Here is a 17,125-nt window from a genome sequence, read left to right on the forward strand (position 1 = left end):
TCTGCGGTGCAAAAGAGTCTTCTTCGATCAAGGACTTGATCGCACTGGATCCCGGATCAAGTCCGGGATGACGAAAGAACACTTTGAAACCGACCCGAGTGCCGCACCCGTGCGGCCCTCATGTTATCCCGACCGAACTACCGAGATCGGCGGGCAAACTAAGGAATTCTACCGTGAGCCAAATCGCCTTCTGGGGCGCCGTTGAACTAGGGCTGGTTTTTGCCTTTGTCGCTATCGGCGTTTATCTCGCATTTCGCGTGCTCGACTTTCCCGATCTCACCGTCGATGGGTCGTTTCCGCTGGGCGCTGCCGTGGCGGCGGTGCTGATTGTTGCGGGGTTCAACCCTTGGCTGGCAACGGCTATTGCCATGGTTGCCGGTGCGGCAGCCGGTATGGTGACGGCGGTCTTGAACGTCCGCTTCAAAATCCTCAATCTTCTGGCCTCGATCCTGACCATGATCGCGCTGTTTTCCGTGAACCTGCGGGTAATGGGAAAGCCGAATGTCGCGCTGCTCAACCAGGAAACGGTGATCGAGCCCTTCTACGGTCTCGGCATTGCCGAATATCTGCTGCGCCCGCTTTTTGTCGGCGTGCTGGTGGTCATCGCCGTCATTCTCGTCTGGCGCTTTCTGGAAAGCGATGCGGGCCTTGCCATGCGCGCGACCGGTGCCAATGCGCGAATGGCGCGGGCTCAAGGGGTGAAGACCGGTAACCAGATTTATCTCGGCATGGCGCTGTCCAATGCGCTGGTGGCACTGGGCGGAGCCCTCTTCGCACAGACGAACGGCTTTGCCGATGTGACGTCAGGTGTGGGCACCATTGTCGTGGGTCTTGCTGCCGTCATCATCGGTGAAACGCTGTTCGGATCGCGCGGTATTCTGATTGCGCTGATCGGCTGTGTTCTGGGCTCCATCGCCTATCGCCTGGCGATCCAGCTGGCGCTTTCCAGCGACGCACTTGGCCTCAAGGCCTCCGACCTCAACTTCGTGACCGCCGTGCTGGTTGCGGTTGCGCTGATATTGCCGCGCCTGCGCCGTGGGGGAGCAACATCATGATTTCGCTTTCCGACATCCAGGTTGTCTTCGGACGCGGCACGCCGCTGCAAAAGCAGGCATTGGCCAAGATCGATCTCACCATTGAAGACGGCTCCTTCGTCACCGTCATCGGCTCCAACGGTGCTGGAAAATCCACGCTGCTGGGCGTGCTGGCGGGCGATGTTCTGCCAACCGCCGGTAAAGTGACCATCGGTGGCGTGGACGTGACCCGCAAGCCCACGGCAAACCGTGCTGGACAGGTGGCGCGCGTGTTTCAGGACCCGCTGGCCGGAAGCTGCGGCGCGCTGACCATCGAAGAAAACCTCGCGCTTGCGGCAGCACGCGGCAAGACACGCGGATTGCTGCCAGCACTCGGCGGCGGACGGCGGGCGTTCTTTCAGGAGCGGATCGCGTCCCTCAATCTGGGGCTCGAAAATCGCCTGAAGGACCGTATGGACCTGCTTTCAGGCGGTCAGCGTCAGGCCGTATCGCTGGTGATGGCAACGCTGGCTGGTTCCGACGTTCTGCTGCTGGATGAGCATACGGCGGCGCTCGACCCCGGCATGGCGGAATTCGTGATGCAACTGACCCAGAAGGTGGTAGCGGAGCGCAAGCTGACGACCCTGATGGTGACGCATTCCATGCGACAGGCGCTGGATTATGGCGACCGCACCATCATGCTGCATGCGGGCGAGATCGTTCTCGATGTCTCCGGCGAGAGCCGCAAGGGCTTGCAGGTGGAAGACCTGATCGAGATGTTCCGCAAGATACGCGGCCAATCCATTGATGATGATGAATTGCTGATCGGGTAACATAGGAAAAGAAAAACGCCGTGCGCCTGGGGGAGCGCACGGCGTTTCTTCGCGCCGAAATTACATCTTCGGCAGCAAGACCTTGTCGATGACGTGAATGACGCCGTTCGACTGCTTGACGTCGGCAATCGTCACATGGGCGACATTGCCGTTTTCGTCGGTCAGCGTGATTTTTTTCATGTCGTATTTGGCCTTCAGGATGCAACCGCCAACGGTTTTCACATCATGAGTGCCATTATCGTCTTTGATCATTTTTTCGATGGTGCTGGACATCGCATCTGCCGCAACGACGTGGCAGGTGAGAATCTTGGTGAGCTTGGCCTTGTTTTCCGGCTTCAGCAGCGTCTCGACCGTGCCCTTTGGCAGAGCGGCGAAGGCTTCATTGGTAGGAGCGAAAACCGTGAACGGGCCCTTGCCTTCCAGTGTTTCAACCAGACCGGCAGCCTTGACGGCGGCAACGAGTGTGGTGTGATCCTTCGAATTCATCGCATTCTCAACGATGTTCTTGTTCTCGTACATGGCAGCGCCGCCAACCATCGGGTTCTTGGCCTGGGCTGCAAATGCGACGGTGGAAACGGCTGCGGCAAGCGCGATCATGCGCAGGCTGGACTTCATCATGGCGTTTTCTCCTCTGGTTCCGCCAATCGTCCCTGCGTTGGTGCAGGTGACGTATCCGGTACATGAGAAGCTACGGAGCGGGATCAGAGGAAGTTTCAGCCAGGCGAATCTTTTTTTAAAGCTGCCGTGTCGTGCCGCTGGCAATGACGGGGCCGGTGGGTTTGCCGGTGGGCGAACCGCCATAGGGCTCTACGCTGACGGCGAGCGTGATGCCATCGCGAAGCTGGTCTCGCATATCTGGTGGAATGGTCATTTCCGCGTTTTTGCTCGGATCAACGAGACCGAGCGAGTAAGGCGTGCCATCTGCCTTGACGAGCCAGAGCTGCAACGAATTTTGCGATTTGTCGCCCGCGGCCATCGGCGTCAGTGCCATGCGCCCGGAGCCTGCATCATAGGATACCATCAAGGCCATGGGGGCATTGGGTGACGACAGCTGCGCCGTATAGGAGATTTGAAGTGGCTGTTGCGGGGATGAGGGCAGCAACACGAAAGAGATTGCCGCGATAACTGCACATGCGGTGGTCAAGGTGCTGAGGCCACGCCAGAAGGCCAGCGAGCCCCATAGCGAGGGCAGGAAGCCGGGCTTTTCCTTTGCGTCTGAATGAAACAGACGCGCTTCTATTGCCTTGTAGGTAACACTAGCGGGCGCTACCGGCTCATATTCTGCGTTGAGACCGGAAAAATGCGCTTCCCACTGGCGCACGCGTTGGGCAAAACTCTCTTCGGTGCGGATGCGCTTTTCCACCAGCCGCCGGTCGTCCGCAGACAACACGCCAAGCACATATTCGGCGGCGATCACGTCGTCCCTTGGAATATTGCTGTCAGCCGGTTCTTTCATCGCTCCATGCACTCTTTCAGCTTGATGAGGCTGCGCCTCAACCATGTTCGCATCGTATTCAACGGAACCGCGTAAACTTGCGCCAGTTCCTGATAGCTCATGCCCTCCACATAGGCCTGCCGCACGGCTTTCGCCCTGCTCTCCTCCAGCTCATCCAGACAGCGCTCAATGCTGCGGCCTGTATCCTTCTGTAGCGTCGCTTGCTCCGGGTCCGGTGCTGCATCGACCAGATCGGGAACATCGCTCAACTCGCTGGCAATCGGCTTGCGGGCGCGGATGATGTCTATCGACTGGTTACGGGCAATGGCGGCCAGCCACACTTCGGCAGTGCCGGAGGCGGCGGAAAACAGCCGTGCCCGCTGCCAGATTTTGACATAGACTTCCTGCAAGGCTTCGTCAGCGTCTGTACGGTCTTTGAGTATACGGAGACAGATGGAAAAAAGTTTCGGGCTCGTGGATGTGTAGAGCGAGGCGAACGCATTTCGGTCTGACAGGGCCACAAGGCCAATCAGCGTGCTCAGATCGTCTTGCCGCATCGCTCCATCCCGCCCGAAGGCCAGTTCCCGAATAGTCTGCAAGCTGGCAGGGTCTTGCCGAAAAGACAAGCGCCGCGTGTCACATCAACTCCCATGACGGACAGCCAGCTCTGCCAGCCAACTATTTGGCAGTGGTCAGAAAAATCTTCACGGCAAACAGCGAGAAGACGCCTGCGATGGTATAATCGAGACCACGCAAAACCTTGCGATTGCGCTGCAGCCAGCCAGACAGCCCATCTGCAGCCACGACGATGCCGATACCGATCGGTACTGCCACAATGATCGACCAGAACCCGAGGAAAATCAGTTTGCCCGTGACATGCGGATCGGATGCGCTGACGAATTGCGGCAGGAATGTCATGAAGAAGATAATGACTTTCGGGTTGAGTAGATTGACCCAGAGGCCGTTGAGCAATGCCGACTTCTTGGACGCCTTCGCCTTCTGCTCCGTCGGCCGTTCCATAACGAAATCCGAGCCCTTGCGAATGGCCTGAATGGCCAGCCAAACGAGATAGGCCGCACCACCGGTTTTCAAAACGAGAAAGGCCGTCGGAGAAGCGACGATCAGGGCTGCCACGCCGAAGGCGACGAGCATCGTGTGGACGGTGATACCGAGATTGGTGCCGACCAGCGTCATGAAACCGGATGCGCGCCCTTCCCTAACAGAACGGCTGATCCACAGCGTCATATCCGGGCCGGGTGTGACCGACAGCAGCAGAATGGCGATTGTAAAGGCAATCAGGGTCGGCAGACTGGGTAGAAAATCCACGGCGGCACCACACTCGCAAGGGTTTGATGCATGTTCATAACGCGGTTTCCAGAGCCTGCCAAGCCAGACGAAAGAATGCCGCGCCCGAGGGCGCGGCAGGCATATCAGCTGTTCAGGAAGGATTTGAAGTCGTTGCTGTAATCCTCGTGCCAGCGCGACAATGGCGGGCGATTTTCAACGATGTCATTTGCCGCCCAGAGGATGCGTTTTTCATCCGTCTTGCGGTCCACTTCGCCATCCGGGCACAGAATGTAGAAATCGCCCTTGCCGATGCTCTCGACCATGAAGTCCACCGTCTGTTCCGGTGTCCAGGCACCCGATGGCTTTTCCGTCCGGCCATTGGCGGTCAGCCCGGTGAAGACGAAACCGGGGATGAGAAGATGGGCGGAGACATTGCCGGTAGAGGCATTTCTCAACTCATATTCCAAAGCTTCGGTAAAGGCTTTGACGCCTGCCTTAGACACATTATAGGCCGGATCGCCCGGCGGCGTAGTGATGCCCTGCTTGGAGCCGGTGTTGATGATAAGGCCCGGTTCGCCATGGGCCAGCATGCCGGAGCCGAAGACGCGGCTGCCATTGACGACGCCCATCAGATTGACGCCGAAAACCTTTTCCCAGTTTGCCTGCGGCCCAAAAATGGCGCTGCCGGGCTGCACACCGGCATTGTTCATCAACACATGGACACGTCCGAAACGCTGGATGACAGCGCGCTCCAGAGCTTCCAGTTCATCGAGTTTCGAAACATCCGCTGGAATGGAAACGATCTGCTCATTGCCGTTTTCGGCAAGTGCAGCAATCTCGCTTTGTGCCGCGGCCAGCTTCTCGCCATCGAGATCGACCAGCACGACGCTCATGCCGAAGCTGGCGAATTTACGCGCAGCGGCAAGGCCGATGCCGGATGCCGCGCCGGTGATGACGGCAACATTGTCCTTCGTGAATGCGTTGTGAAGTATCGTCATTGGTTTCTCCTTTTCGCTACCGCTTCAAATCTCCGGCAGTGACGTCCCATGGAACCATGCGCTCTACTGACGCGGTGGAAGTTTAGTATTTTTATCCCTCAAAGTCACATGACGATGAATGCGTTCCATCCGCGCCTTGCTTTGCATTTTTGTTGCACCCGCCGATAAACTCGCTAAAAGTGCCGAAATCCCAAGGAAATGGCGATATCCAAATGTCGCCGGCACGCAAATGGATTTCACTGATGGCACTCCCGAAAGACGTAAAGAAAGTCGTTCTCGCCTATTCCGGCGGGCTCGATACTTCCATTATCCTCAAATGGCTTCAGACCGAACTGAATGCGGAGGTGGTGACCTTCACCGCCGATCTCGGTCAGGGCGAAGAGCTGGAGCCTGCGCGCAAGAAGGCCGAGATGCTGGGCATCAAGGAAATCTTCGTCGAGGATGTGCGCGAGGAATTCGTGCGCGATTTCGTCTTCCCGATGTTCCGCGCCAATGCCGTCTATGAAGGCGTCTATCTGCTGGGCACCTCTATCGCCCGTCCGCTGATTTCCAAGCACCTGATCGACATTGCCAAGAAGACCGGCGCAGATGCCATCGCTCACGGCGCGACCGGCAAGGGCAACGACCAGGTTCGTTTCGAGCTTTCGGCCTATGCGCTGAACCCCGACATCAAGATCATCGCCCCATGGCGTGACTGGACGTTCAAGAGCCGTACCGATCTTTTGAACTTCGCCGAACAGCACCAGATCCCGGTTGCCAAGGACAAGAAGGGCGAAGCGCCGTTCTCCGTCGACGCCAACCTTCTGCATTCGTCCTCCGAAGGCAAGGTTCTGGAAGATCCGGCAGTCGAGGCCCCCGAATACGTGCATATGCGCACCATTTCGCCGGAAGCCGCACCTGACAAGGCAACCATCATCAAGGTCGGTTTCCGCAATGGTGACGCCTGCTCCATCAACGGCGTTGAAATGTCGCCTGCGACATTGCTGGCAGTGCTCAACGATTACGGCCGTGACAACGGCATCGGCCGTCTCGATCTGGTCGAGAACCGCTATGTCGGCATGAAGAGCCGTGGCGTTTACGAAACGCCGGGTGGTACCATTCTCCTGGCCGCCCACCGCGCCATCGAGAGCATCACGCTCGACCGCGGTGCAGCCCACCTCAAGGACGAGATCATGCCGCGCTATGCCGAGCTGATCTATTACGGCTTCTGGTTCTCGCCGGAGCGCGAAATGCTGCAGGCGCTGATCGACAAGAGCCAGGAGCATGTGGAAGGCGAAGTGACGCTGAAGCTTTACAAGGGCAACGTCATGGTCACCGGTCGCGAATCGGCCAAGTCGCTCTATTCCGACAAGCTGGTGACCTTTGAGGACGACCAGGGCGCTTACGACCAGAAGGATGCAGCAGGCTTCATCAAGCTCAATGCGCTGCGCCTGCGCACGCTGGCCAAGCGTAATCTGAGCAAGTAAGCCTTGCCGAAACCCATCCTGAAAGCCCCGGACCTCCGGGGCTTTTTCATGTCTGCCTGCGCGACAGAATGACGAAGCCGATATAACTCGCCACCGCGCTCAGTTCCATCAAGGGAATGATCGTGCCGAAACTCATGAGCGGCGAGCCGAGCAGCGACGCTGCGACCCCCGCCAGAAAACCAGCACTCATCTGGATAAAGCCCATCATCGCCGATGCCGATCCGGCAATATGCGGAAACGGGCCCATACCCGCCGTGATGATATAGGGCGTCAGCAGCGCAAGCCCGAAGGTTGCCACCGCAACCGGCCCCATGATCGACAGGAACGAGGGTGCTATGAGGTGGACCGAGAGAAAGATCAGCACTCCTCCTGTCGCAGACATACAAAGGCCCATCACCGCCGAGCGACGATCGCCAATCCTGCGGGCGATGAAACGCAAGGCGATGGACCCCAGAAAATAGGCGCCCGATTGCATCAGCATTCCCACACCAAAGGCGGTCGGCGATAACCCGACCTCGTTGATGAGAACGAATGGCAGCATGGTGGATTGCGCGTAGAGCGCACCGACAGATCCGCCCAGCACCAGCGCCGACAAGACGAAGCGCGGCGACGCCAAAAGCTCTCCATAGGCGATGAGCAGGCGGGATGGCCGCAGACGGCTAGCGTCCGGCACCGTCGTCTCGCGCAGACACAAGATGACGGCTGTGACCGATATCAGCCCGAAGGCGAGCATCAGCACGAAGACAGACTGCCAGCCGAAGGCCAAAAGAGACAGGCCACCAATTGTCGGCCCCGCCGCCGGACCGACCGCCAGCATGATGCCGATGAGGTTCAAGATGGCCGTGGCTTGCGGGCCGCTGAACTGGTCACGCACGACAGCACGGGCAACGGTAACCCCGACGGATGCGCCGATGCCTTGAATGAGACGGGCAGCCAGCAGAACCTCGACACTGGGCGCAAAAGCCGCAAGAGCGCCGCCTGCCAGATAGATCAGCAAAAACAGGATGGTGGCCTTGCGGCGACCGAAAGCATCCGACATCGCGCCGGAAATAAGCTGGGCAACGGCGAAACCACCGAAATAGAGCGTCAGGCTCATCTTGATGGCGGATTCGGTCGTCGCAAAAGCTCTGACGAGTTCCGGCATGGCTGGCGTGTAGATTGCCATCGACACCGGCCCGAGCGAGGTCAGCATGGCGCCGAGAATGGCGGTGCGCCGCACCGTCATCGGAGGGTGGCCTTGGGTCATTGCGAGGTCTGCTTGCTTTTGTCGCTCGCCGCGATCTGCAGGTTTTTCTGCAAGATCGTCAGGAGATCATGAAATTTGGAAAGATCGTTCTCATCAAAACCATCGGTGGCCTGACCGATGAGGCTGTCCACCTCACGGCGGATGGCAACAAGCAGTTCCGACGACGCATGCGTGAGATAAATACACTTGGAACGGCGATCATCGGGGTTCGGTCGTCGTTCCACCAGATCCAGCGATTCCAGCTTGTCGAGATAGGTGCAGACCGTCATCGGTTCGAGCCCGATGCGGCTGGCAATATCCGCCTGCTTGCTGCCATCGATGGCGGCGACCGTCAAAAGTGCCCGCGCCTCACCGGGCGTCAGCCCAAGCCCTGCCTCACCGATCCGTCGTTCAAAGACGCTGTTGAGAAACCGCGCGCTGCTGTTGAGCAGGAAGGCCAGCGATTCTTTTTCGAGTGAGGTGTTCATGGCGCGCCTTATTCGTAAGGTTCTCTTATTAAAAATTCCGATCTCTCTGGCAAGGCTTGCCGCTAACGGCCAAAGGGCCCGCTTGGAAATAGTTTTGCGAATGCAGCGGTTGTACGTACGACCCGCACATCTTGTTGATCCGCCCATATTGAAACACAGCCGCAGCCATGCCCATATGGTTGCAAATCGCATCTGCATGAGGACTTGACCATGACATCCACCGCCACGCTCTACCCATCCTTGACAGAATGGAATGGAAAAAACGGTCTGCCCCGGTTTGAACAGGTCCGCGATGAGGATTTTGCCGGCGCTTTCGATGCGGCGCTGAATGCGCATGATGCCGAAATCAACGAGATTGCTGAGAGCGCCGAAGCGCCGAGCTTCGCCAACACCATTATCGCACTTGAAATCGCTGGCGATGCCCTGTCGCGAGTATCCGCGCTGTTCTGGAACAAAGCAGGCGCACACACAAACCCAGCCATTCAGGCACTGGAACGCGACATCGCGCCAAAAATGTCGCGGCATTATTCCAAGATCAGCATGAATGAAGCGCTGTTCAAGCGCGTTGATACGCTGTGGGAAAAGCGCGACACGCTTGGCCTGACCGGCGAAGAACTGCGCGTTTTGGAACGGCACTGGAAGGGTTTCGTGCGCTCTGGCGCGAAGCTAGCGAAGGATCATCAGGAACGGCTTGCCGCCATCAATGAAGAGCTTGCCGGGCTGGGTGCGAAATTCGGACAGAATGTTCTGGCCGACGAAAAAAGCTGGAAACTGATTTTGTCTTCCGACGAAGAGCTTGCGGGCATTCCCGGCTTTTTGCGCGATGCGATGCAGGGTTCCGCGCGCGAGCATGGGGAAGACGGCAAGTTCGCCGTGACCCTGTCGCGCTCGATCATCGAGCCCTTCCTGACATTTTCCGAACGCCGCGATCTGCGCGAACAGGCCTTCAAAGCGTGGGTTGCGCGCGGCGAAAATGGTGGAGAAACCGACAATCGCGACACGGTGAAACGCACGCTGGAACTGCGCGATGAAAAGGCAAAGCTTCTGGGCTACGCCAATTTCGCCGCTTACAAGCTGGACAATACCATGGCGAAGACGCCAGAGGCCGTGAACGGGCTTTTGACCCAGGTCTGGGAAAAAGCTGTTGTCCGTGCAAGCGAGGAAGAGGCCGAGCTGGCAGACCTCATCCGCGACGAAGGCAAAAATCACGACGTTATGCCATGGGACTGGCGTCATTATGCCGAAAAACTGCGGGCAAAGAAATTCAACTTCTCCGAAGCCGAGTTGAAGCCCTATCTGCAACTGGAAAAAATCATCGAGGCCTGCTTCGATGTGGCGCGCAGACTGTTCGGCATCAAAGCCATCGAACTGAAAGACGTGACCGCCTATCACCCTGACGTGCGGACCTTCGAAATTCGCGACGACAAGGGCGACCTCGTTGCCATGTTCCTCGCCGATTTCTTCGCCCGCCCTTCGAAGCGATCTGGCGCATGGATGAGTTCTTTCCAGTCGCAGCACAAGCTGCCTCTGAAGAACGGCACGACAGGCGAATTGCCGATCATCTACAATGTCTGCAATTTCGCCAAGCCCTCCGAGGGCAAACCTGCTCTGCTGTCTCTCGACGACGCCCGCACGCTGTTCCACGAATTCGGCCACGCGCTGCACGGCATGCTGTCCAACGTGACCTATCCATCCGTATCGGGCACAGGCGTTTCGCGCGACTTCGTGGAACTGCCGTCGCAGCTTTACGAGCACTGGCTGACCGTGCCGGAAATCCTCGAAAAATACGCCCTGCACTACGAGACAAGCGCACCGATGCCAAAGGCGCTGCTGGACAAGGTTCTGGCAGCACAGACCTTCAACGCCGGTTTCAACACAATCGAATTCACCTCCTCGGCCATTGTAGACATGGCCTTCCACACCCGCGGCGCCGTTGCCGACCCGATGGCGGTGCAGGCCGAGGTTCTGGCATCGCTCGACATGCCGAAATCCATCGTCATGCGCCACGCCACACCGCATTTCCAGCACGTCTTTTCTGGCGATGGTTATTCGGCGGGCTATTATTCCTACATGTGGTCCGAAGTCTTGGACGCCGACGCCTTCGCAGCCTTCGAAGAAACCGGCGACCCCTTCAATGCGGATATGGCGCGCAAGCTGAAGGACAACATCTATTCCGTTGGCGGCTCGATCGATCCGGAAGAGACCTACAAGGCATTTCGCGGCAAGATGCCAAGCCCGGATGCGATGTTGGAAAAGCGCGGACTGGTGTAAGCAAACGGGATCGGCTGCCGGTTTTGTTTCATTTCCGGCAACTGAAAACTGTCACACAACTCTGTTACGGCGTTTTCGCAACGGGCTTATGTTATGGGCCCCCCTTTCGCATTTGCAAAAAAAAGGTTATGAGCCCGCCAAACTAAATTGGCGCACACCCGATTGATAGCGCCCAACCTCAGAGATCTTGAACAATGGCACTTCGCAACATCGCGATTATCGCGCACGTTGACCATGGCAAAACGACGCTCGTTGACGAGCTTCTGAAACAGTCCGGCTCGTTCCGCGAAAACCAGCGCGTTGCTGAACGCGTGATGGACTCGAACGACCTCGAAAAAGAACGCGGCATCACCATTCTCGCCAAGGCGACTTCGGTCGAGTGGAAGGGCGTTCGCATCAACATCGTCGACACCCCCGGCCACGCCGACTTCGGTGGTGAAGTCGAGCGTATTCTGTCGATGGTGGATGGCGCGATCGTTCTGGTCGACTCCTCTGAAGGCCCAATGCCGCAGACCAAGTTCGTGGTTTCCAAGGCGCTCAAGGTTGGCCTCAAGCCTATCGTTGCGATCAACAAGATCGACCGTCCCGATGGCCGCCATGAGGAAGTCATCAACGAAGTGTTCGACCTTTTCGCGAACCTTGATGCGACTGACGAGCAGCTGGACTTCCCGATCCTTTACGGTTCCGGTCGCGATGGCTGGATGAACGTCAATCCTGAAGGACCAAAGGATGAAGGTCTTGCACCTTTGCTCGATCTGGTTCTCAAGCACGTTCCAGAGCCTACGGTTGAAGAAGGCCCGTTCCGTCTGATCGGCACGATCCTCGAAGCCAACCCCTTCCTCGGCCGTATCATCACCGGTCGTATCGCCTCCGGTTCGATCAAGCCGAACCAGGCCGTCAAGGTTCTGGCCCAGGATGGCAAGACCATCGAAACCGGTCGTATTTCCAAGATTCTCGCATTCCGCGGTATCGAGCGTACAGCCATCGAAGAAGCCCATGCGGGCGACATCGTCGCTATCGCTGGTCTTTCCAAGGGTACGGTTGCCGACACGTTCTGCGATCCTTCCGTCAACGAAGCGATGACGGCGCAGCCAATCGATCCGCCAACGGTTACGATGTCCTTCATCGTTAACGACTCTCCGCTGGCTGGCACCGAAGGCGACAAGGTAACGTCCCGCGTTATCCGCGACCGTCTCTACAAGGAAGCCGAAGGCAACGTTGCGCTGAAGATCGAAGAAGCCGAAGGCAAGGATTCGTTCTTCGTGTCCGGCCGTGGCGAATTGCAGCTTGCCGTTCTGATCGAAACCATGCGTCGTGAAGGCTTCGAGCTTGCTGTTTCGCGTCCTCGCGTTGTCATGCAGAAGGACGAGAGCGGCCAGACCATCGAGCCGATCGAAGAAGTCGTCATCGACGTGGATGAAGAACATTCCGGTATCGTCGTTCAGAAGATGTCCGAGCGCAAGGCAGAAATGACCGAGCTTCGCCCATCCGGCGGCAACCGCGTTCGTCTGAAGTTTCTGGCTCCAACGCGTGGCCTCATCGGCTACCAGTCCGAACTGCTGACCGACACACGCGGCACGGCAATCATGAACCGTCTGTTCCACTCCTACCAGCCGTTCAAGGGTGCTATTGCTGGTCGCGTCCAGGGCGTTCTGCTGTCGAACGGTTCCGGTGAAGCCGTTGCCTACGCCATGTTCAACCTTGAAGATCGCGGCCCGATGATGATCGAGCCCGGCGAAAAGGTTTACGCGGGCATGATCATCGGCATTCACACACGCGACAACGACCTCGAAGTCAACGTGTTGAAGGGCAAGCAGCTGACCAACATCCGCGCCGCCGGCAAGGATGAAGCCGTCAAGCTGACGCCGCCGATTCGCATGACGCTCGACCGCGCGCTGTCCTGGATTCAGGACGATGAGCTGATGGAAGTGACACCGAAGTCGATCCGTCTGCGCAAGATGTATCTCGACGCCAACGACCGCAAGCGTTTCGAAAAGGCAAAGCTTGCCGTCTGATTTTCGGCATCATCTGTGACTTTGGAAAACCCGGCCATTGCGCCGGGTTTTTTGTGTCTCGGGCTGCGTTAACCCTCTGCCCGTTTTATTTGGGGGATGAGTCGCATGCGACTTGCTTCAATGGTAAATATAGCGTTAATTTTTACCCTTCATCCACATGAATAGGCTGTGGGTAAGCTTCGAGCCGTTAACCTTTATGGCTGGTAAGTTTTCCCCGCCGGGGTCAGAATCGCGTTATGAAAACGTTATCCATAGACATTCGCCGAGCAGAGCCGGACGATGCGCACGCTATCTCAGATGCGCACAGATCGTCGTGGCAGCAGGCCTATGCGGGTCTCATTCCCCATAAGCCCCTGCGGCAAATGCTGGATCGTCGCGACGAAAAATGGTGGCGCAAGGCAACGCGCGGATCGGCTACCATGCTGGTGGTGGAAGTGGCGGGCGTTGTCGCCGGTTATACGACACTCGGGCTCAACCGGGCCCGCGGTCTGCCCTATGATGGCGAAATCTACGAGATTTATCTTCGTCCGGAATATCAGGGCATGGGACTTGGCTCCGTCCTGTTTACCGAAGCACGCCGCCTGCTGAAATCTCTGGGCTGCAGAGGCGTGGTTGTCTGGTGCCTCGAAGACAGTGATGTCGCCAACAGCTTCTTCCGCTCTCACGGCGGCGAAGACGTGGCGGAAGGCATGGAAGACTTTGCCGGTACGCAATTGCGCAAGCTCGGCTTCGTCTGGCACTGAATTTATCCTTCATTGAAAAACGTGCGTTCTGTCACCCGTCTTTTGGCGGGGTGTACCGAGTCCGCGCTGTTTGGCCTTCAAATATTCCCGATTTTGCGCTATTGCGACAGAAAGCGCGCGCGATATGGCGCTGCATTCGCAACATTTCGGAGTGAGAGATGGATAAGTTCACCAAACTGACGGGTGTCGCCGCCCCCATGCCGGTCGTCAATGTCGATACGGACATGATCATTCCGAAGGACTACCTCAAGACCATCAAGCGCACGGGCCTTGGCAAGGGTCTCTTCGCGGAGTCACGTTATCTGGAAGACGGTTCCGACAACCCGGATTTCGTGCTGAACAAGCCTGCCTATCGCAACGCGCAGATCCTGGTCGCTGGCGACAATTTTGGCTGCGGTTCGTCACGCGAGCATGCGCCTTGGGCATTGCTGGACTTCGGTATTCGCTGCGTGATCTCCACCAGCTTTGCCGATATCTTCTACAATAACTGTTTCAAGAACGGCATTCTGCCGATTGTCGTCAGCCCGGAAAATTTGGAAAAGCTGATGGACGATGCATCGCGTGGCTCCAACGCCGTCGTGACCGTCGATCTGGAAAATCTGGAAATCAGCGGCCCGGATGGCGGCACGATCAGCTTCGAACTGGATGAATTCAAGCGTCACTGCATGCTGAACGGCCTCGACGACATCGGGCTGACGCTGGAACATGCAGGCGCCATCGAGGGCTTTGAAAAGTCCAACGCCTCTGCCCGCCCCTGGGCCTGATCCTTTTCGCACGCATTCAAGGCCGGTTTGGTGCTTCCCGTACCAAATCGGCTTTTGCCTTCCTTGAAATAGGCTATGGCCGGGGTTAAGAAGCCCGCACCCTGCGGCGATTGCGCTGCGGGGCCAAGGATTTTTGACGCGCCCGCTGTTTCGAAACCATCGATGGTTTTGCGGTGTGGCCAAGGAGGGTTTTCATGACAGTGCGCACGCTTTTTCTGCTGCCCGGTGACGGCATCGGCCCCGAAGCCATGGCGGAAGTCCGCAAGCTGATCGATTATATGAACAGCGAAAAAGCTGCGGGCTTTACCACCGAAGAAGGCCTCGTGGGCGGTTGCGCCTATGATGCGCACGGTGTTGCCATCTCCGATGCGGATATGGAAAAGGCGCTGGCAGCGGACGCCATTCTGTTTGGTGCGGTCGGCGGTCCGAAGTGGGATGCCGTACCGTACGAAATGCGCCCGGAGGCCGGTCTTTTGCGCTTGCGCAAGGATCTGGAGCTTTTCGCCAATCTTCGCCCGGCCATCTGCTATCCGGCGCTGGCTGCCGCATCCTCGCTAAAGCAGGAACTGGTGGAAGGCCTCGATATTCTCATCGTCCGCGAACTGACCGGCGGCGTCTATTTCGGTGAACCCAAACAGATCATCGATCTGGGCAACGGCCAGAAGCGCGGTATCGATACGCAGATTTACGACACGTTCGAAATCGAGCGCATCGCCAGCGTGGCTTTCGAACTGGCCCGTACCCGCGGCAACCGCGTTTGCTCCATGGAAAAGCGCAATGTCATGAAGTCGGGCGTCTTGTGGAATCATGTCGTCACCGAAACCCATGCGGCGAAATACAAGGACGTTCAGCTGGAGCACATGCTGGCCGATGCCGGTGGCATGCAGCTGGTACGCCAGCCCAAGCAGTTCGACGTCATCGTCACCGACAATCTTTTCGGCGACATGCTGTCTGACGTTGCTGCCATGCTGACGGGTTCGCTGGGCATGCTGCCATCCGCTTCGCTCGGTGCACCGGATGCCAAGACAGGCAAGCGCAAGGCCATGTATGAGCCCGTACATGGCTCGGCCCCTGACATTGCCGGCAAGGCCATTGCCAACCCCATCGCCATGATCGCGTCCTTTGCCATGTGCCTGCGCTATTCGTTCAACATGGTGGACGAAGCCACGCAGCTTGAAACAGCTATCGCCAACGTTCTGGATAAGGGCATCCGCACCGCCGACATCATGGCGGACGGCAGCCGTCAGGTCAGCACGTCTGAAATGGGCGATGCGGTTCTGGCAGAATTCAAGGCGCTGTCGGCCTAATCGATGCGTTCTGGGCAGGCGGCATAGCGGCCTGCCCAACATCTTCCTTCGGCAAGAGATGCTCATATCTCTTGTCGGTGAGCGTTTTCAGAAACGCCACAACAGCATCCACCCGCTTATCGTCCAGCGCCGGTGCGGAGGTCAACTCCGTCATGGCGATATTCTCGGGCACCTCTGGCGCATCCCATGCCTGCCCCGTTTCCGGGTTGATCTGACGGCTGGGCTTTTTGCTTTTGTATTTCACGTAAAACAGCACGACGGTGCGCAAATCCTTAAACACGCCATTGTGCATGTAGGGACCGGTCACCGCGACATTGCGCAGAGTCGGCACCTTGAACTTGCCGCGCTGGGCCGGATCGCCCGCAACGGCGGGGTTTTGGGCAAGACCCAGATCAACGGCATCGGGCTTCGAACCATTTGCCGCCCTGACCACCTTATTGGCGGGAACGCCGATATTGAAATATTTGTGGTTGGTGAAGATACCGTCGGACAGTCCATTCGGACCCTTGATCTCATGGCAGGTGTTGCAGTTCGTGAACTGTGTCGATGACATCAACACGCGGCCCAGTTCTTCCTGATCGGTCAGCTTTTCTTCACCCCGCAAGAAGCGGTCATATTTCGAATCGAAGGTGGAGAATTCATCTGAACGCTCGAAGGCGGCGAGCGCCTTGGTCATGGCGGCAAAGGCAGCGTCATCGCTTTTAAAGACGTCGCCGCCGAATTGCGTGCCGAAGGCTGCCGCATAATCCGGGTTTTCCTTCAGGCGCTTCACAACGGTCGCCTTGTCGGGCATTCCCATCTCGATGGGGTTGAGGGGCGGACCGGCGGCCTGATCTTCCAGCAGAGACGCGCGGCCATCCCAGAACTGCCCGCCGACATACTCGCCCCCAGCGTTTTTGCCGAAGGGTGGAGAAAAGCTGGCATAGGCGGCACTCGGCGCGTTGCGGTCTCCAAGAGACGTGCCATCGTCGCCCAGCGAGACATCGTGCCCCACGGCGCCGCTGTCACGCGCATCGGTAAAGCCTGCCCCCTGCATATGGCAGGTGGAACACGACATGGTGCGGTTCATGGAAAGATTGGGATCGACAAACAGAGCGGCGCCGAGCTTTTCCAGCGTCGCATAATCCTCGCCGCCATGGGCAGCCTGACCCGTGCCTATGCCAGCGGGCAGGAAGGAAAGCGCACATGCAGCGATAACGCAGAGAAAATGCCTGGGCATGGCAGACGCCGGAATAGATGAAACTGGCGTGCTCTATAGCATTTCAAAATGGCGAAGCACA

The 17,125-nt window shown here is 57.9% G+C and carries 16 protein-coding genes; 8 read left to right on the plus strand and 8 right to left on the minus strand.

All coding sequences use genetic code 11. The annotated features are described in order from the left end of the window. Positions 1-173 precede the first annotated feature (173 nt). A complete protein-coding gene (locus ABUK73_RS21670) occupies positions 174-1,055 on the plus strand; it encodes an ABC transporter permease (protein ID WP_353579074.1) in 882 nt (293 codons plus the stop codon). Then, positions 1,052-1,846: an ABC transporter ATP-binding protein gene (locus ABUK73_RS21675; RefSeq protein WP_353579075.1), complete on the plus strand. Its 795-nt coding sequence runs from the start codon at positions 1,052-1,054 to the stop codon at positions 1,844-1,846. The genes ABUK73_RS21670 and ABUK73_RS21675 overlap by 4 nt, the downstream gene beginning before the upstream one ends. A gap of 60 nt (positions 1,847-1,906) precedes the next feature. Here ABUK73_RS21675 and ABUK73_RS21680 read toward each other — a convergent pair whose 3' ends face one another. From ABUK73_RS21680 to ABUK73_RS21700, 5 genes are all read right to left on the minus strand, one after another. Then, a complete protein-coding gene (locus tag ABUK73_RS21680) occupies positions 1,907-2,464 on the minus strand; it encodes a fasciclin domain-containing protein (protein WP_353579076.1) in 558 nt (185 codons plus the stop codon). A gap of 115 nt (positions 2,465-2,579) precedes the next feature. After that, entirely contained in the window at positions 2,580-3,302 is a 723-nt protein-coding gene (locus ABUK73_RS21685; protein ID WP_353579077.1) for an anti-sigma factor, read from the minus strand. After that, complete coding sequence (locus tag ABUK73_RS21690) at positions 3,299-3,838, minus strand: sigma-70 family RNA polymerase sigma factor (protein WP_353579078.1); 540 nt, start codon at positions 3,836-3,838, stop codon at positions 3,299-3,301. The genes ABUK73_RS21685 and ABUK73_RS21690 overlap by 4 nt, the downstream gene beginning before the upstream one ends. Positions 3,839-3,959: 121 nt before the next feature. Next, positions 3,960-4,607 (minus strand): LysE family translocator, encoded by a 648-nt coding sequence (locus ABUK73_RS21695; RefSeq protein WP_353579079.1) that lies wholly within the window; start codon positions 4,605-4,607, stop codon positions 3,960-3,962. 104 nt (positions 4,608-4,711) lie between these two features. Then, the gene (locus ABUK73_RS21700) at positions 4,712-5,566 is read right to left on the minus strand and encodes an SDR family NAD(P)-dependent oxidoreductase (RefSeq protein ID WP_353579080.1); all 855 of its coding nucleotides are present in this window, start codon (positions 5,564-5,566) and stop codon (positions 4,712-4,714) included. A gap of 242 nt (positions 5,567-5,808) precedes the next feature. Between ABUK73_RS21700 and ABUK73_RS21705 the strand changes: the two genes are divergently transcribed. Further along, positions 5,809-7,032 carry an argininosuccinate synthase gene (locus ABUK73_RS21705; protein ID WP_353579081.1) on the plus strand — a complete coding sequence of 408 codons (1,224 nt, stop codon included), beginning with the start codon at positions 5,809-5,811 and terminating at the stop codon, positions 7,030-7,032. 46 nt (positions 7,033-7,078) lie between these two features. On the opposite strand, the gene ABUK73_RS21710 is transcribed toward ABUK73_RS21705, so the two are convergent. Both ABUK73_RS21710 and ABUK73_RS21715 read right to left on the minus strand, forming a co-directional pair. Then, positions 7,079-8,257: a multidrug effflux MFS transporter gene (locus ABUK73_RS21710; protein ID WP_353579105.1), complete on the minus strand. Its 1,179-nt coding sequence runs from the start codon at positions 8,255-8,257 to the stop codon at positions 7,079-7,081. 17 nt (positions 8,258-8,274) lie between these two features. Further along, positions 8,275-8,745 carry a MarR family winged helix-turn-helix transcriptional regulator gene (locus ABUK73_RS21715; RefSeq protein WP_353579082.1) on the minus strand — a complete coding sequence of 157 codons (471 nt, stop codon included), beginning with the start codon at positions 8,743-8,745 and terminating at the stop codon, positions 8,275-8,277. 210 nt (positions 8,746-8,955) lie between these two features. Between ABUK73_RS21715 and ABUK73_RS21720 the strand changes: the two genes are divergently transcribed. The 5 genes from ABUK73_RS21720 to leuB all read left to right on the plus strand — a co-directional run bounded on the left by ABUK73_RS21720 (position 8,956) and on the right by leuB (position 15,845). After that, on the plus strand, positions 8,956-11,016 hold the full coding sequence (locus ABUK73_RS21720) for a M3 family metallopeptidase (RefSeq protein WP_353579083.1): 2,061 nt from the start codon (positions 8,956-8,958) through the stop codon (positions 11,014-11,016). Between the two features lie 194 nt (positions 11,017-11,210). Continuing rightward, on the plus strand, positions 11,211-13,031 hold the full coding sequence (gene typA / locus ABUK73_RS21725; RefSeq protein WP_113087417.1) for a translational GTPase TypA: 1,821 nt from the start codon (positions 11,211-11,213) through the stop codon (positions 13,029-13,031). A gap of 236 nt (positions 13,032-13,267) precedes the next feature. Beyond that, positions 13,268-13,774, plus strand: coding sequence for a GNAT family N-acetyltransferase (locus tag ABUK73_RS21730; protein WP_113087416.1), 507 nt, complete (start codon positions 13,268-13,270; stop codon positions 13,772-13,774). A gap of 158 nt (positions 13,775-13,932) precedes the next feature. Beyond that, the gene (leuD, locus tag ABUK73_RS21735) at positions 13,933-14,538 is read left to right on the plus strand and encodes a 3-isopropylmalate dehydratase small subunit (RefSeq protein WP_113087415.1); all 606 of its coding nucleotides are present in this window, start codon (positions 13,933-13,935) and stop codon (positions 14,536-14,538) included. A 194-nt stretch (positions 14,539-14,732) separates the two neighbouring features. Continuing rightward, positions 14,733-15,845: a 3-isopropylmalate dehydrogenase gene (gene leuB, locus ABUK73_RS21740; protein WP_353579084.1), complete on the plus strand. Its 1,113-nt coding sequence runs from the start codon at positions 14,733-14,735 to the stop codon at positions 15,843-15,845. Here leuB and ABUK73_RS21745 read toward each other — a convergent pair. Continuing rightward, positions 15,826-17,064 carry a cytochrome-c peroxidase gene (locus ABUK73_RS21745; protein WP_353579085.1) on the minus strand — a complete coding sequence of 413 codons (1,239 nt, stop codon included), beginning with the start codon at positions 17,062-17,064 and terminating at the stop codon, positions 15,826-15,828. The genes leuB and ABUK73_RS21745 overlap by 20 nt on opposite strands. Between the last annotated feature and the right edge of the window lie 61 nt (positions 17,065-17,125).

Source organism: Agrobacterium vacciniicorymbosi (assembly GCF_040427045.1).
Classification (GTDB): Bacteria; Pseudomonadota; Alphaproteobacteria; order Rhizobiales; family Rhizobiaceae; genus Agrobacterium.

Bases quoted from the DNA above. Each gene is read 5' to 3' on its own strand.
- ABUK73_RS21730 (WP_113087416.1), top strand. From the start codon at position 13,268: ATGAAAACGTTATCCATAGACATTCGCCGAGCAGAGCCGGACGATGCG.
- ABUK73_RS21675 (WP_353579075.1), top strand. From the start codon at position 1,052: ATGATTTCGCTTTCCGACATCCAGGTTGTCTTCGGACGCGGCACGCCG.
- ABUK73_RS21700 (WP_353579080.1), bottom strand. From the start codon at position 5,566: ATGACGATACTTCACAACGCATTCACGAAGGACAATGTTGCCGTCATC.
- ABUK73_RS21720 (WP_353579083.1), top strand. From the start codon at position 8,956: ATGACATCCACCGCCACGCTCTACCCATCCTTGACAGAATGGAATGGA.
- ABUK73_RS21745 (WP_353579085.1), bottom strand. From the start codon at position 17,064: ATGCCCAGGCATTTTCTCTGCGTTATCGCTGCATGTGCGCTTTCCTTC.
- ABUK73_RS21680 (WP_353579076.1), bottom strand. From the start codon at position 2,464: ATGATGAAGTCCAGCCTGCGCATGATCGCGCTTGCCGCAGCCGTTTCC.
- ABUK73_RS21685 (WP_353579077.1), bottom strand. From the start codon at position 3,302: ATGAAAGAACCGGCTGACAGCAATATTCCAAGGGACGACGTGATCGCC.
- ABUK73_RS21710 (WP_353579105.1), bottom strand. From the start codon at position 8,257: ATGACGGTGCGGCGCACCGCCATTCTCGGCGCCATGCTGACCTCGCTC.
- leuD (WP_113087415.1), top strand. From the start codon at position 13,933: ATGGATAAGTTCACCAAACTGACGGGTGTCGCCGCCCCCATGCCGGTC.
- ABUK73_RS21690 (WP_353579078.1), bottom strand. From the start codon at position 3,838: ATGCGGCAAGACGATCTGAGCACGCTGATTGGCCTTGTGGCCCTGTCA.
- ABUK73_RS21715 (WP_353579082.1), bottom strand. From the start codon at position 8,745: ATGAACACCTCACTCGAAAAAGAATCGCTGGCCTTCCTGCTCAACAGC.
- ABUK73_RS21705 (WP_353579081.1), top strand. From the start codon at position 5,809: ATGGCACTCCCGAAAGACGTAAAGAAAGTCGTTCTCGCCTATTCCGGC.
- typA (WP_113087417.1), top strand. From the start codon at position 11,211: ATGGCACTTCGCAACATCGCGATTATCGCGCACGTTGACCATGGCAAA.
- leuB (WP_353579084.1), top strand. From the start codon at position 14,733: ATGACAGTGCGCACGCTTTTTCTGCTGCCCGGTGACGGCATCGGCCCC.